General features: G+C 31.8%; 15 protein-coding genes and 1 pseudogene. 5 read left to right on the top strand and 11 right to left on the bottom strand.

The window, feature by feature from the left end:
* The 5 genes and pseudogenes from HA148_RS09550 to HA148_RS02325 form a co-directional block, all read right to left on the bottom strand.
* Positions 1-376, bottom strand: a pseudogene (locus HA148_RS09550) (glycoprotein); the annotation flags it as partial.
* 7 nt (positions 377-383) lie between these two features.
* A complete protein-coding gene (locus tag HA148_RS02340; protein ID WP_209129858.1) occupies positions 384-1208 on the bottom strand; it encodes an ABC transporter permease in 825 nt (274 codons plus the stop codon).
* A 48-nt stretch (positions 1209-1256) separates the two neighbouring features.
* Positions 1257-2273, bottom strand: a complete 1017-nt coding sequence (locus HA148_RS02335) for an ABC transporter ATP-binding protein (protein ID WP_209129856.1) — start codon at positions 2271-2273, stop codon at positions 1257-1259.
* 39 nt (positions 2274-2312) lie between these two features.
* Positions 2313-3314, bottom strand: a complete 1002-nt coding sequence (locus tag HA148_RS02330; protein ID WP_209129854.1) for a heme o synthase — start codon at positions 3312-3314, stop codon at positions 2313-2315.
* Complete coding sequence (locus HA148_RS02325; RefSeq protein ID WP_209129851.1) at positions 3311-4237, bottom strand: COX15/CtaA family protein; 927 nt, start codon at positions 4235-4237, stop codon at positions 3311-3313. The genes HA148_RS02330 and HA148_RS02325 overlap by 4 nt, the downstream gene beginning before the upstream one ends.
* A 262-nt stretch (positions 4238-4499) precedes the next feature.
* On the opposite strand from HA148_RS02325, the gene coxB reads away from it, so the two are divergent.
* The 4 genes from coxB (at position 4500) to HA148_RS02305 (ending at position 7985) form a co-directional block, all read left to right on the top strand.
* Positions 4500-5303 (top strand): cytochrome c oxidase subunit II, encoded by an 804-nt coding sequence (coxB, locus tag HA148_RS02320; protein WP_209129849.1) that lies wholly within the window; start codon positions 4500-4502, stop codon positions 5301-5303.
* On the top strand, positions 5300-6925 hold the full coding sequence (gene ctaD, locus HA148_RS02315) for a cytochrome c oxidase subunit I (RefSeq protein WP_209129847.1): 1626 nt from the start codon (positions 5300-5302) through the stop codon (positions 6923-6925). Before coxB ends, ctaD begins: the two co-directional genes overlap by 4 nt.
* A gap of 6 nt (positions 6926-6931) precedes the next feature.
* Complete coding sequence (locus HA148_RS02310; RefSeq protein ID WP_209129845.1) at positions 6932-7534, top strand: cytochrome c oxidase subunit 3; 603 nt, start codon at positions 6932-6934, stop codon at positions 7532-7534.
* 97 nt (positions 7535-7631) lie between these two features.
* The gene (locus HA148_RS02305) at positions 7632-7985 is read left to right on the top strand and encodes an AbrB family transcriptional regulator (protein ID WP_209129843.1); all 354 of its coding nucleotides are present in this window, start codon (positions 7632-7634) and stop codon (positions 7983-7985) included.
* 12 nt (positions 7986-7997) lie between these two features.
* Here HA148_RS02305 and HA148_RS02300 read toward each other — a convergent pair whose 3' ends face one another.
* The gene (locus HA148_RS02300) at positions 7998-8651 is read right to left on the bottom strand and encodes a riboflavin synthase (protein WP_209129841.1); all 654 of its coding nucleotides are present in this window, start codon (positions 8649-8651) and stop codon (positions 7998-8000) included.
* A 112-nt stretch (positions 8652-8763) separates the two neighbouring features.
* Here HA148_RS02300 and HA148_RS02295 point away from each other — a divergent pair, with 112 nt between their 5' ends.
* On the top strand, positions 8764-9906 hold the full coding sequence (locus HA148_RS02295; RefSeq protein WP_209129838.1) for an aldo/keto reductase: 1143 nt from the start codon (positions 8764-8766) through the stop codon (positions 9904-9906).
* On the opposite strand, the gene HA148_RS02290 is transcribed toward HA148_RS02295, so the two are convergent.
* Genes HA148_RS02290 through topA form a run of 5 tightly spaced genes read right to left on the bottom strand, consistent with a single transcriptional unit; the run spans position 9895 to position 15834 of the window.
* Complete coding sequence (locus HA148_RS02290; protein WP_209129836.1) at positions 9895-10893, bottom strand: hypothetical protein; 999 nt, start codon at positions 10891-10893, stop codon at positions 9895-9897. The genes HA148_RS02295 and HA148_RS02290 overlap by 12 nt on opposite strands.
* Positions 10894-12051 (bottom strand): nicotinate mononucleotide-dependent phosphoribosyltransferase CobT, encoded by a 1158-nt coding sequence (gene cobT / locus HA148_RS02285; protein WP_209129834.1) that lies wholly within the window; start codon positions 12049-12051, stop codon positions 10894-10896. It lies immediately after the preceding gene.
* 10 nt (positions 12052-12061) lie between these two features.
* Positions 12062-12700: a DUF2232 domain-containing protein gene (locus HA148_RS02280; protein WP_209129832.1), complete on the bottom strand. Its 639-nt coding sequence runs from the start codon at positions 12698-12700 to the stop codon at positions 12062-12064.
* Between the two features lie 18 nt (positions 12701-12718).
* Positions 12719-13222, bottom strand: coding sequence for a hypothetical protein (locus HA148_RS02275; RefSeq protein WP_209129830.1), 504 nt, complete (start codon positions 13220-13222; stop codon positions 12719-12721).
* Between the two features lie 5 nt (positions 13223-13227).
* Positions 13228-15834, bottom strand: a complete 2607-nt coding sequence (gene topA, locus HA148_RS02270; protein ID WP_209129828.1) for a type I DNA topoisomerase — start codon at positions 15832-15834, stop codon at positions 13228-13230.
* Positions 15835-15982 lie beyond the last annotated feature (148 nt).

Here is a 15982-nt window from a genome sequence, read left to right as displayed (position 1 = left end):
CGATTAAAGTGATTTGTTCTTGATTTTCTTCTTCACCTACTTCATCGATTAAAGTGATTTGTTCTTGATTTTCTTCTTCACCTACTTCATCAATTAAAGTGATTTGTTCTTGATTTTCTTCTTCACCTACTTCATCGATTAAAGTGATTTGTTCTTGATTTTCTTCTTCACCTACTTCATCAATTAAAGTGATTTGTTCTTGATTTTCTTCTTCAAGCTGATATTCCCCTAGAGCTGGGGTATGGATTAATAAATCATTTAAAGAATCAATCCCAAATCTATGCACCCACTTGAGAACAACATTTTCTTTAAGCAAAAAATTATTTTCTAAAGAGGCTTTTTTAAAAACTTCTATTAAATGATTTTTTAAAAGCATAAAATTTCTAATTTAACTTTCTATTTAACAGAGGCCTTATAATAATCAAGGAAAAAACTGTTAAAGAAAATAAAATTGAGATACAACTCTTACAAGTTAAATCACCATATGGGGCATGTAAAGCCACTATTTCTAAATCCATAGTTTGTGTATAGGCAGTCCTAATAGGTTCAATAGCAAAAGTTAATGGATTTAATGAAGCTAGCCACCCTAGCCAATTTGGCATAAAAGAGATTGGAGCTAAAGCAGTGCTTGCAAAAAGAAGGGGTAAGTTTATTACAAATATAAGAGCGATTAATTCAATATGACCAGGCAAAACAAACGCCAAACATAAACTTATGGATGTTACGAAAAGAACTAATAAAACTAGTGTTGTAAAAACAATTCCTAAACCATATAAGTTTGGCCATCCATAACCCAAAATGTATGAAACCACCATTATTACAATACTCTGAACAAAGCTTAGGATTGTTATGTAGAAAAAAGAAGATAAAACTATGGATAATCTGCTGGTTAAAGGAGCCACAAGTAATCTATTAAGAAATCCAAATTCTCTATCAAACATTAAAGGAAGACCAGAGTTTAGAGCTCCGCTAAAAGCAGTAAAAACAATAAGTCCTGCTCCTAAAAAATTTCCATAAGAATCAACTCCTGGTAAAAAACCTTCAGGAGCTTTAGAGAATAATGCCCCAAATAAAAAAAGCCAAATTATGGGTTGTAATATTCCTGCCAAAAGAGTTGATGGTCTTCTTTTTAATTGAATAAATAATCTCTTTGTTAAAGCAAATGTTTCTTGATATAAAAAAAATAAATTATACTGTTGTAATTCCATAATTAGCAGTAATTAGTATTCATTATAGTTAGTTAACCAAAAGTTTTTTTATCGCATGGATTGCTTTGATTCTTTTTTTAGGTCTCTTTTCCCTGCCATAGAAATTTCAGCATCCAATAATGTTTTCCCAGTTGCCTGAAGATATACATCATCCAAGCTTGGTTGACTTTGGGTAAGAGAAAAAATTTCAAACTTTGAGAAGGCCAATTCCACTTTTAGCTTCGTAAGTAAATCTTTTTCCTTATCTGCTACAAAATTTATCGAGAAACCTTGAGCTTCATTTATGATAATCTGACTAATTCCATCTATTGAAGATAATATTTGACATATATTTTTTGCTTCTTCCTGATTACTAAATTCTCTTACTTTCAAAGTTACTCTATCTCCTCCTAATTTATTTTTGAGCTCTGCAGGAGTCCCTTGTGCTATAACTCTTCCATCATCAATTATCACTAATCTGTCAGCCAATTTATCTATTTCATCAAGATAGTGACTACTTAAAATAATGGTCATTCCATTATTTCTCAAATCTTTCAAAAGTTGCCATATAATGTTTCTACTTTCAATATCTAAACCAACTGTAGGTTCATCCAAAATTAATACTTGGGGCAAATGTAAAAGTCCAGCTGCCAGATCTATTCTTCTTTTCATTCCCCCTGAATAAGTTCCGCACTTACGATCAATCCAATCATTCATTTCTAATTGATCTATTAATGTATTTATCCTTTCAAATTTTTTGTTTTTGTTGATGTGATATAAATCTGATTGAAAATCCAAAAGCTCTCGTCCAGTTAATATTTTATCAAGTGCAATGTCTTGGGCAACATAACCAATTAATTCTCTTATTTTCCTTGAATTTTTTATTAGATTAATATTATTTATAAAAACTTCTCCACTATCAGGCTCTATTAAAGTAGCGAGTATTTTTATTAGTGTTGATTTGCCAGCACCATTTGGACCAAGTATTCCGAATAATGTGCCAGCTTCAATTTCCATCGATAAATTTTTTAATGCCTTGATATCTGAATATGATTTTGAGAGCTCTTTAACTTTTATATAATTCATCAAACTTACTATTTACTTAAAAAACATTTTACATCTAATTTAATTACTAAGCAGAGATACTAAAGACAAAAATATTTGCATAGATTGCTGCTCAAATTCTACGGATAGTTGGGTTCTGGAAATTAATAACAAAAGACAAATGCCAAACATGTAGAGAATAGACCACCTAAAAAGAGACTTTGCTCTTGGAAGATCATCAGGAGATTTCTTTAATTCATTTATTAATTGCAAAAGTCTTCCATTAAATGGCAATAACATAATTCCGTATAAGAGACCCCCTTCAGGTAAAGCAAAAACTCCCATAATGCTCATTAAAACTGTTGACCATCCGTAACGAGAAATCGCTTTAGCAGTAAAAACAGATCCTTTAACAGAGGGTAGCATTGGAATACCAACAGATGCGTAATCATCCTTCAACAAAATTGCAAGGGCCCAAAAATGAGCTGGAGTCCATAACATTACCAAACCAAACAACCACCAACCACTAAGACCTACATGCCCAGTGGCAGCAGATGCTCCAACTAAAGGTGGTATCGCACCAGCAACTCCTCCAAAAACAATATTTTTTGTTGTACGAGGTTTCAAAATAACTGTATATAAAATTACATAGCTAAATAAACCAAGAAGAGTTAATCCCGCAGCTAAATAATTTACACCACTTACTAGAAGCATCGAAGCTGCCAATGTACATGATACAGCAGCTAAAAATACAGTCTCAGATGATAACTTTCCTGCTGGCAAGGCTCTTTTACTAGTTCTTGTCATCCTTTTATCTAATTCCATTTCCCACAAACAATTAAGAGCTCCTGCTGCTGCTGCTGCCAAAGCTCCGCCTCCTAAAGTACAGATAAGTTTCGGTGAAGACAAAGGCCACTCATCTGTTAAAGCCATTCCTCCCAAAGTCGTGGCCAGTAAAAGTGGTATTAATCTGGGTTTTGCCACTTCAAGCCAAGGCGGCAAAGTTAATTTTTTTCTTGAAGGTACTACTTCATCCCTAATTGAAGATTTATAGTTCAAGTTTTCTAAGTTACTACTGTTCATGAATTGATACCGACCATTTGGGAATTAAGGGAGTGTTTTAGACCTTTTTTAGTAAAAGGATTTCTAAAAATTAATGTTGTTAATATCGCAATGAATAAAGAGGCGTTAAGTTGATGACCGATAATAAAAATAGGTTCATTCAAATTTGTTTTAAGACTTAAAACACCCAAAGTAATTTGGGAAAACAAGAGAAAAATAAGTGATGAGAGATATTTCCAATTTTCATAAAGCAAACTTCTTTTATAAATTGCAGTAGCAATAATAAATAGAATTGAAAAAGCAATTGGATAAGCAAATAATTTATGAGTATTTAGAATTAGACATTGTTTATTAGAAGATAAGCAAATATGTGCTGACCAGGTTGATGAGAGCCTTACTCCAACAAAAGATTGAATCAGAGTAAGTAAAAGAGGAACAAATAATAATAATCTCCACCAAGTTAATGGCTCTTCTATGTCTTCATTTTCTAAATTTTGATTTATTGAAATTGTTGTGATGAGAAGTAGAAAAGCTATTAAAAGATGGCCAGTAACAATATATGAATCAAGCAGGTTTATTACTGTTAAAGCTCCAAAAGATCCTTGGATGATAACGAGAAAAAGTAATAATGAATAAGTTTTAGGTAACCAATTTGGAATTTCATTTTTCCAAATAATTGCGAGGGCAAATTTAAAAAGAATTAATATCCCAACCAGAAAAGCATCTAGACGATGAAACCACTCTAGAAATACCCTTAGGTTCATATGATTCAAAGGAAAAAAAGATCCATAACATAATGGCCAATCTGGACAGGCAAGTCCCGCCTCCATCACTCTCGTAGCTCCTCCAATTACGATTAGTGCGATAAGTGCAAGTACACTATGACTTCCCAACCTTTTAAAAATTGTCAGATATTTTGATTTATATAATTGGTTATTAATCAAATGGATAAAACCTATTATTTTGCATAATAAATTAGATTCAAAAACCAAACATTAATTAAAAATTAATATGTTTAATTTAAAAAATAATTTACTAATTTAATCTTTTTTCCCTGACAATTAAATCTAAAAAGTTATTAATAATACGCCTTTTATTTCATAAATCTTAAGAAGTTGTGAATTTAAATGTTTTTCTTTTAACAAAGGATGCAGGATTAAAAAAATTGAATATCTTGAAAATATAAATACAAATTTTAAAGAACAATTGTTAAATAAAAACATTTATTTAATACTTATTATTTCCCTCGTTTTTGCTATATCTTTTTGGATTGGTTTTAATGTAAATTTGCTCCCAGAGGAAGCAAGTATTAATGCGCCAATTTACGATGAACTTTTTAAAATTCTTTTCATCATTGGATTAATTATTTTCATAGGAATGACAATAGCAGTTATTTATAGCTTATTTAAGTTTAGGAAAAGAAATGATCAGATAGGAGATGGTATTGCTTTAGAGGGAAATTTAAGCTTAGAAATTGTATGGACAATTATCCCTTCAATAATTGTTTTATTAATAGGTTTATATAGTTACAACATCTACGATCGAATGGGAGGGATGAAAGAACTAAATCATAACCACGAAATGATGAGTTCTAACACTGAAAAAATATGGGCTGGAATAAGTCAAACTTCTGATAATGAAATAGCAGCAAATAATTTATCAATTGAAGTTTCAGCTATGCAATTTGCATTTCTATTCAATTATCCCAAAGGCAATTTCATATCAGGAGAACTACACGTTCCTGTTGATCAAAAAGTATCAATGAAAATGGAATCCAAAGATGTCATTCATGCTTTTTGGGTACCAGAGTTCAGAATTAAACAGGATATTATTCCTGGACAACCGACTATTCTAAATTTTACTCCTACAAAAGTAGGAAAATATCCGATAATTTGCGCAGAATTATGTGGCCCATATCATGGAGGTATGAGAGCCTCCATAATTGTTGAAGAAGCATCTGATTACAAGGAATGGTTTAACAAAAATAAAAAACCAGAGGTAAATTTATGACAATATCAATTGATCCACAAAAAACTAATAATGAAAGCCTTCAACCTAAAGGCTGGCTTAGATACTTTAGTTTTAGCCTTGATCATAAAGTAATTGGGATACAATACTTAGTTTGCGGGTTTCTTTTCTATTTAATAGGAGGAACCTTAGCTAGTGCCATAAGAATTGAACTAGCTAGTCCAATGTCTGATTTTATGCCAAGAGATGTTTATAACCAAGTTTTAACTTTACACGGAACAATAATGATATTCCTCTGGATAGTGCCTGTAGTTAACGGTGCTTTTGGAAATTATTTAATTCCATTTTATGTAGGTGCAAGAGATATGGCATTCCCAAGATTAAATGCCGTAGCTTTTTGGTTAATTCCTCCTTCAGGGTTGATGCTGGTTGCAAGCTATTTTGTTGAGGGTGCTGCTCAGGCTGGATGGACTGCTTATCCTCCTTTGAGCATAACTACTCCTCAATCCGGACAAATTATTTGGATTCTTAGCGTTCTATTACTTGGAGGCAGTTCTATATTTGGTGGAATAAACTTTATAGCGACCATTATCAAACTAAGAAGGCCAGGATTAAAACTTATGCAATTACCAATGTATTGTTGGGCAATGCTTGGGACAAGTCTATTAGTTGTTTTGTCAACTCCTGTTTTAGCAGGCACTTTAATCCTACTTAGCTTCGATATCATCGCTAACACAGGATTTTTCAATCCTGTGTTAGGTGGCAATGTAGTAGTTTATCAGCATTTATTTTGGTTTTATTCTCATCCAGCTGTATACATTATGGTCCTTCCTGCCTTTGGTTTAGTTAGTGAAATACTTCCTGTACATGCTAGAAAACCACTTTTTGGATATACAACAATGGTTTTTTCAATAATGGGGATAGTAGTTTTAGGTTTAGTTGTATGGGCGCATCACATGTTTACGAGTGGGACGCCCCCTTGGATGAGATTGTTCTTTACTATCGCCACAGCATTTATTGCTGTTCCAACAGGTATAAAATTTTTCAATTGGGTTGCAACATTATGGGGAGGCAAAATCTCCATCAATAGTGCAATGTTATTCTCTTGCGGATTTATTATAAATTTTGTTTTCGGAGGTATCACAGGAGTTGCTTTGGCACAGGTACCTTTCGATATTCACGTACATGATACCTACTTCGTTGTAGCTCATTTTCACTACATAGTTTATGGGGGGACTGTTTTTATTATTTTCTCTTCAATTTATCATTGGTTCCCCAAAGTAACAGGAAAAATGCTCAACGAAAAATTGGGAATTTTACATTTTATCATTACTTTTATTGGATTTAACTTGTGCTTTGCGCCTCAACATTGGCTTGGTTTAAATGGAATGCCAAGAAGAGTTGCAGAATATGATCCTCAATTCCAGTTCGTTAATCAAATTAGTAGCCTTGGGGCTCTTTTGATGGCCATAAGTACAATTCCTTTTTTAATTAATGTATTACTAAGTGTGAGAAATGGTAAAGATGCTGGAGATAACCCTTGGAAAGCTCTTACACCTGAATGGTTAACATCATCTCCTCCTCCAGTTGAAAATTGGGAAGGAGAAGCTCCATTAGTTGAAGAGCCTTATGGTTATGGTAAAGAAATTTCCGAACAAAAATAAAAACACATGACAACTCTAGATAGCTCAAAAGAAATCCAAAAAAATAATTCTGAAGTTAATGAAACACATGAAGATTTCAGAATGTTTGGTCTTATAACTTTCCTAATTGCGGATGGAATGACTTTTGCTGGATTCTTTGCTGCTTATTTAACTTATAAAGCAGTAAATCCATTACCTGATGGTGCTATTTATGAATTGGAACTACCAATACCTACACTCAATACAATTTTGTTACTTGTTAGTAGTGCTACTTTCCATAAAGCAGGCAAAGCACTTTTAAAAGATAAAAACTCTGAATCCCAAAAATGGTTAACAATTACTGCTTTTCTTGGAATTATTTTTTTAATATGTCAATTATTTGAATATTTTCATTTACCCTTTGGATTAACCGATAATTTATTTGCAAGTACTTTTTATGCTCTTACTGGTTTTCATGGATTACATGTCACTTTAGGCACTTTAATGATTTTAATTATTGCTTGGCAATCGAGAATCAATGGAGGAAGATTAACTAGTCAAAATATGTTCCCATTGGAAGCTGTTGAATTGTACTGGCATTTTGTAGATGGAATATGGGTTATTTTATTTATTATCTTGTATCTTTTATAAAAAACTAAATTTAAAAAATTAAATATATTTTTTATTAATTTATATTGCCACAGTTCTCCTTTTTAGTAAGAATATATAATTAGAAATTTGTCAGATAATGCTAGAGGGAAAAGAACTTCTTGAAAAAGCAAAATTATTAAGTAAAAAATCTGAAGATGAGATAGCAAAAGGTTGTGGTTACGTCGGTCCTAGCGGAAGAATCTTAAGGAAAAGTTTTTATAGGGCGCTTATCGAAGCTAAGGGTTACAAATTAGGAAATGGTCGTCAGGGGAAAATTGGTAATAGAGCTTCAAGAGGCAGACAGACAGAATTCAAAACTAAAGTTCATGGCAATGGGAACCTATTAATAGGTCATGCCTACACCAAAAAATTAGGTCTAGAACCTGGTCAGGAATTTAAAATAGATCTTAAAAAAGATTCAAAAACAATTTATCTGATTCCATTAAATTAGAAAAAATATATTTTACCAACCATTTTCTTTAAGCCACTCCGAAGAAATATTATTTGAAGATAAATCTTGATTACTATTTTTATTAAATAAAAGCAATTTCTCTACATATTTAATTAGTGCATCTGCCTCAAGGTTTACGCTGTCGCCGACATTTAATTTATTCAGATTTGTGTTATGCCAAGTATGAGGAATTATCGCAATAGTAAATATTTCTCCTTCCTGCTCATATTTTGCAATTGTAAGACTTATACCATTTACGCAAATACTACCTTTATTAACTACATATTTCGAAAAATTATTATTTTTCCACTTTATAGTTAAAAGCCAGGATTTCTCTAATTTTTCTATATTCTCAACAGTTCCAAGGCCATCAACATGTCCACTGACTATATGCCCTCCTAGACGGTCAGACACCCTAAGAGCGGGCTCCAAATTAACAGTCTGATTCAGGTTCGACTTTACTCCTAAAGTTGTTTTTTTTAATGTTTCCTCACTAACATCAACAGTAAATTTATTTTGAAAAATCTCTTTAACTGTCAAACAAATTCCATCAACAGCTATGCTGTCACCAATTGCCATATCAAACAAATTATCTAGAATTTCAATTTCTAAAGTATTTTTTTCTTGTTTTAGTTTTCCAATTGATTGAATTATTCCTGTGAACATAGATTTAAGAAAAATTTTTTTGCAAAATTTTGTATTTACTTTAATTTACTTTAAATGATTTTCAACTATAAATAAATTAAAGAGTAAATAAAAAGAAATTGATCATATTTAGATGATTATTAATTCACAAAAAAGATCATTTGGTAGAGGGGCGAAAGTGAGCTTATTTACTCTAGGGACAATGCGAGCAACTGAAAGTCTCGAAAAAATGTATAGCATAATAAAAAATGCATATTATGTAGGAATTAACCACATAGAAACAGCACCTTCGTATGGTGATGCTGAATCACTTATTGGAAATTCAATAAAAAAACTAGCAATAGAAGAGAATATAAAAGAAAAAAATTGGGTTATTACTTCTAAAGTTTTACCAAAGGGTGATTTTGACTTTTTAAAAAATAATTTTAAAAAGTCTCTTAAAAATTTAAATCGCAAGAAAATTAATAATCTTGCAATTCACGGACTCAACTTAAAACAACATCTCGATTGGGTTCTAGCTGGGGAGGGTAGGAAATTCATATCATGGGTACTTGAAAAGGAACTAGTTGATCAAGTTGGTTTCAGTTCTCACGGAAGTTATTCACTAATTAAAGATGCAATTTACTGTGAAGTTTTTAGTTTTTGTAGTCTTCATTTACATTATTTAGATCAATCCAAAATTTCTTTGGCAGAGGAAGCTTTAAAAAAAGGTATGGGAGTATTAGCAATATCGCCTGCTGATAAAGGCGGTAGATTATATTCTCCAAGTGATATTTTGTTAGAGGCCTCTAAACCTTTTCATCCATTAGAATTAGCGTATCGTTTTCTACTTGCAAAAGGCATTACAACTTTATCCTTGGGGGCAACAAACAAAAAAGATTTTGAATTTGCGCATAAACTTAGAAACTCATTCGAGAAGCTTACAAAACTTGAAAAAAGGGCCCTGAATAAAATTGAGGAAGTTGCTAATGAAAGATTACACGCAACCAAATGTGAACAATGCAGATGTTGTCTTCCATGCCCAAATGAAATACCTATTCCAGAAATACTTCGTTTAAGGAATATATCTATTGGTTATGGCCAATTAGAATTTTCAAAAGAAAGATACAATTTAATAGGCAAAGCTGGCCACTGGTGGGAAGAAAAAAATTCCTCATATTGTCAAGAATGTAATGAATGTGTTCCTAAATGTCCTAGTCAATTAGATATACCAAATTTATTGAAGCAAACCCATAACTTATTAATTGACAATCCGAAAAGAAGATTATGGGGTTAAAGACTCATTCCAGAAATTTTTAAAATTAATTTTTTGTTCATTTGTTAGGACCGGGAAAGACCAACTATTTCCCCAACATTGTTCAGAAGGCCCTGAGATGGGAAACGTCTCAGCTTTATATTTACTTTGTAAATAATCATTATTGAATGGCAGATACCAACCCTGGCTTACTAATTTATCTATTATTGATTTATTTTCTAAAGATTTAATCCATTTAATTAATATTGCACTATTAAGATTTGATCTACTAAGTATAAAATGCCACATCAAAGGTACTCCTTGGCTTGGGAAAACTAAGGAAAGCCTTGGATCTATTTTTAAATATTTTGAGCAGAGACTATAAGGAACTATTGCGACACTAGCATCAGTATTAATCAACCAATTGAGCATATTTTTATCATCAAATAACATTGCTTGGCTTTTGAGTTTTTTTAAAGAATTAGATGAATTAATTTTTTGAGCAATTGACAATATTATTCTGGGACTTTGTGGAAAAATGATTTTCCCAGTTAATTTTTTAGAAAGAAGAAAATCCCAAGAAGTTCTAGCTGAATTTATAAACTCTTTATTATTTTTAATGATAATTGTATAAGGCACTACGCCAATAGGAAATAATTTATTTCTCTGATTTTGATTAAAACTTCCTAAAAAATCTATTGATCTCTTATCCAAATTTTCGATTAGTGGATAATCATTTATTTTTTCAAATTCATTAAAATCTATACTAGTAATCCATCCATCGTTTATCAAAGTAAATTCAGAATTGAAAATTTCATTTCTATTTTTTTGTAACTGGATACTTTCAAAATTAATTTTTTCCTGATTCCAATCTTTTGGAATCGTATCTTTAAAAGATTCTGGATAAAAAGAATTTTGAAGTGAAATTTTTACTTTATTAGGAGTATTACTGCAAGAGTTTAAGAGAAATAAAAGCGAAAGCTTACCACAATTTAAAAACTCTCTTCTGGTTGCAAATTTTGAAAACATTCAGCAATCCTTCTCTAAAGAAATTTGACCTAGGCCCTTCATCATTTCCAGATTTTGTTGACACAATGAAACTATTTCTTCATTTTTAAATCCATGCAAGAAAGCAAGCAATGATATTCCACCAGCACCTACACCTTCTTTTACATGTCCTAGTTCATAATCCTTCAATTCTTTGTATTTTGAAGATTTGAAATTTAAAGGACTTGCTAAGCCTAACAACTCTACATCATATTTTTCATTAATTAAATTTAATAAATCATTTAGAGAATTATCTTTCACAAGCCACCCAGTTGTAGCAATAAAAACATCTTCAATAAAGTCATGTTGATTTTTTACATCTAAGAATTCTAATACGAGCAAAATGATCGCTAACATCTGACTTCCACCAGACAACATAACAGGTTGTTTTGCTAACCTAGCACCAATTAATAGACCCATTGAGAAAGCTTGGAAAGGATCACCTACCGCCGCTATAACATCAAAAGGGTCAAAATCAGTCTTTAGTTTTGCATTTAACAATCCTTTTTGAACTACTTTTCTTCTTAGTTCTCTTGGCGCTTTAAATAAACTACTCCCTACTAAATTAGACACACGCAAACCAAAAGCTTCCATTACTGCCTGAGCAGTTGTGGTTCCCCCTGGTACAGATTCAGAAATTAAGATGGGTTGTTTTGAGGATCTTCCTGTCGCAAGACCTTTTTCATAGAGATTTAAAACTCTCTCTTTGGTCATCGATTTACCAGTAGTAAGACAATTTGATGGCCCCAAATCTCTATCTTCTACAACCAAATGGTTAAAATAAGGCTTTGCTCCTATTCCCAGAGGAACAATAACTGGATAAATATTTATAAGCTTTAAACAAACATGACTTATTAGGGCCGGAGTTACTCCTGCATTGAGAAGAGGCAATTTATATTTATGATCTTTTGAAGCACCATTGAGAAAAAATTCGGCATCTGCGAGCGCAGTTGTTCGCCTTGATTTTGCATTAATACCTGCAGCGGAAATTCCTGAAATTTGAGATGTACTAGTGCCTGCAATTACAAGAAATATTTTGAAATTATTAATATTTTTTTTCAGTATTTCTATCTTATTAAGTTGTCTTTTTTTATTGGATTCATTACCAAAAAAATTTATCCCTAATTCTGTACTATACATTTTTACTTTTTTAATTATTTAAATCAACTAAGCTATTTAGAAATTTTGGAGGATCTGGGATATTTAATTTAAATCTTGGGAACAGAGAATATGCAACTACATGTACCGTTAAAACATAAACTATTTCTTGAAAAATTATTAAAAAAATTGCACATAATTGGATACTTAAAATTGAAGGAGAAAAAGGTAAATTTAATAATCCAATGAAATTTTCTAGTAGACCATAACTTGCTCTTGTAATTAACACCCAAAGATTATCACCAACCAATGTAGATAATGCTATTACTCGTAGGAAAAAGCCAAGTGATCCAATAATAACTCCTACAGTCAAACTAAATCTCCAACTTTTTTTTCTTAACCAACACCAGCCCAACCAAAAAGCCAAGATCCCATAAGGAAATAAAAATAAAGTTCCTCTAACAGGACCCATTATTATAAATAAAAGTAGAAATTGTATTAGGAGTCCTTCCAATGCAGTTTTAGTTCCTCTTCTCAAGTGCAACATGATCATTGGGAGAGGTAAAATCAACCTTAATAAAGCTCCCCCAATTGGTAAATAATATAATGCAACCCATAACAAAGATGAAAGAGATGCTAAATAAGATGTCTCGACAATATTTAATGCTTCAGTTTTTGTTGTTATTTTCATTACTATTGAATATTTTAATTAATTTTTATTAGTACTTTTATTTTTTGAATCCAAGATACGTTCAATCTTTTCTATTTCAAAATTTACCTCAGAATTACTTAATATGGAACTTAACTCTTCAGTAGGATCTTTGGGATCTACATCTTTTAAGATGAATATTATTTTGTAAGATTGAAGATCAATATTTCTTTTTTTTGAAAGATTCTTAATTTTTTTATTTTTTTTATCATCAAATTTTTTGTTTTCTTTTTCTAAATTTATATCGTTTTTATTTTCTGAAACATTTTTTGGCTTTTCTACTTTTTTAATCTTTTTATTTTTTTTATCATCAAATTTTTTGTTTTCTTTTTCTAAATTTATATTGTTTTTATATAAAAAGTTATTTTGTAAATCTTCATTTTTGCTTTTTTTTTCTAAATCATTAAAACTACTTTCAAGAAAATTACCAATCCTACCTCCAGAGCATGATTGCAAGAAAATTAAAAAAATTAATAAAAAAAGTTCTTTTTTTTTAAGAATCATATTTTCTAACTTTTCTTTTTCCTTATAGTTTTTTTATTACTAATCTTTGTTTTTTTTAAAATTACGCCTTTTTTATCTTTTAGTTTTTCTTCTAAAAGAGATACTGCGTCATCAATAGTAAATTTTTCTATGTCAGTATCTTTGGCAATCGAAACATTAGTTTTTCCACATTTTAAATATACGCCATATCTTCCATTTAATATTTGAATTTTTTCTTTAAATTCTTTCGGTTTTCCAAAGTCTTTAAGTACCTCTTGACCACCTCTACCCATTTTTGGCATCGCAAGAATTTCTAATGCTCGTTTAATATCAATTATAAAAACATCATCCTCTTTCTTTAAGGATCTATTTTCAGATTCATTTTCATTTTTAATCCATTTAATATAAGGGCCAAATCTTCCTCTATCAGCCTCAACAACTCCTCCTTCAGGATGAGCTCCTAACAATCTAGGCAAACTTAAAAGTACAAGAGCCTCATCTAGGGTTAGATCATCAGTTTTCAACTCTTTGGGTAATGAAGCTCTTCTTGGTTTAGCTTTATCTTGATCATTATTTCCCAACTGTACGTAAGGTCCATAACGGCCAAATCTTAAAAAGACTTTTTCCCCAGTTTTCGGATCAGTTCCAAGATCTGATGGGCCACTTAAAATTTGATCAACTTGCTTTATATCTAAATCTCCAGGAGTAATATCCATTGGAAGGTTCCCTTTAGCCTGAATTTCGTTGCCAGATTCATCAATTTTTGTACCCTCAAGCCAAGGTCCGTTCGAGCCTATTCTGACTACGCAAGGAAGGTCTTCGAAATCAACTTGTCTATAAGCTTTACCATCAATATCACCCTCTGTTTTCTGAACTTTTACCTCAAGACCATTTTTACCTTTATAGAAAGTCTCAAGGTATGGTAGCCACTCAAGATTACCTGAAGATATTTCATCCAATGAAGATTCCATTTTTGCAGTAAAAGTTGTATCAACCAAATCAGGAAAATGTTCTTCTAAAAGAGCAGTAACAGCAAAAGCTGTAAACGTTGGAGCTAAAGTATTGGAAGATATATTTGCATAGCCTCTATCCACAATTGTCCCAATAATGCTTGCATAGGTAGATGGTCTTCCAATCCCTTCTTTTTCAAGAACTTTAACTAATGCAGCCTCTGTATATCTTGCGGGCGGTTTAGTTTCATGAAAAGTAGATTCCTTATTAGTAACTTCAAGACATATTCCGGTAGTTAAGTTTGGGAGAATAATTTCCTGTTGTTCAAGGGATGAGCTTGGGTCATCACTTCCCTCAACATAAGCTCTGAAGAATCCTGGGAAATCAATACTTTTCCCACTCGATTTAAATAATCCGTCCCCCACACTAATTTCAGCATTAATCATTGTTAGCCTAGCTTCCGCCATTTGACTAGCTACAGTTCTTTTCCAAATCAAATCGTAAAGAGATAAGTCTCTACCAGTTAGATTTGTTTCCTTTGGTGTTTTAAAGACCTCACCTGCAGGCCTAATTGCTTCGTGTGCTTCTTGAGCATTTCTTGCAGTTGAACTAAATTGTCTTGGTGAGTTAGATAAATATTCTTTTCCATACATAGAGCTGACACATTCTCTAGCAGCTTTTGTAGCTTGTTCGGAAAGATGGACCGAATCAGTCCTCATATATGTTATGAACCCTCTCTCATATAGGCCTTGGGCACATCTCATTGTTTCTCTTGCAGACAAACGAAGCTTCCTGTTTGCTTCTTGTTGCAATGTACTAGTTGTAAATGGAGGAACTGGCTTACGAGTAGATGGTTTTTTTTCTATTTTTGAGACTAACCAATTCTCAGAGGAAAAAATCTTCAATAAGTCATTTACTTTTTCTTCTCCAATTATTAGAGATTTATTTCCTTGTTTTAATTTGCCGGTCTGTTCATCGAAATCAGAACCATTAGAAATTCTTTGACCATTTAAACTAAATAACTTAGTTTCGAAAGTAACATTATCTTTTACTAGGGAAGCTTTAATCCCCCAGTAACTAGCTTTTTTGAAGGATCTTCTTTCTCTCTCTCTCCTAACAAGAAGTCTTACAGAAACTGATTGAACACGACCAGCAGATAATCGGGGTGCTACCTTCTTCCAAAGTAAAGGGGATAATTCATATCCAAAAAGCCTATCCAAGATTCTTCTTGTTTCTTGAGCCTGAACAAGTTCCATATCAATTTCTCTTGTTTGGTCTAAAGCTTTATTAATTGCCTTTTTCGTAATTTCATGAAAAACCATTCTCTTAGTTGGTATTTTTGGCTTAAGTATTTGCAGGAGATGCCAGCTAATACTCTCTCCCTCTCTATCTTCATCAGTTGCCAGTAATAGCTGGGTCGCACCTTTCAATGCATCTTTTAACTCTTTAACAACCTTTTTCTTATCTTTTGGAACTATATAAAGTGGTTCAAAATCTTCTGTTGTATTAACTCCTATCCTTGACCATTTTTCTTTTTTAACCGCAGCAGGTATTTCAGCAGCTCCTTTTGGAAGATCTCTTACGTGTCCCATTGAAGCTAGAACTTCATAATTAGAAGGCAAAAACTTTCTTATGGTTTTTGCTTTGGTGGGACTTTCAACAATAACAAGTGTGTGATCCAAGGTTTATTTCAAAAATTGGTGTTTTTGTTCAGTTAGGGCATATTATGATTATTTGAAGCTTTTTCAAGTAATTTCTTCTTAAAATTTCAAAAATCATACCCACAAATTATAATCAAGTTAAGATTAACTCTTAGACCCTTACAATCAA

The organism is Prochlorococcus marinus XMU1405 (assembly GCF_017696275.1).
Lineage (GTDB): Bacteria > Cyanobacteriota > Cyanobacteriia > PCC-6307 > Cyanobiaceae > Prochlorococcus_A > Prochlorococcus_A marinus_AB.
Note: the sequence above shows the minus strand (reverse complement) of the source record. Positions and strands in the feature narration are given on the sequence as shown.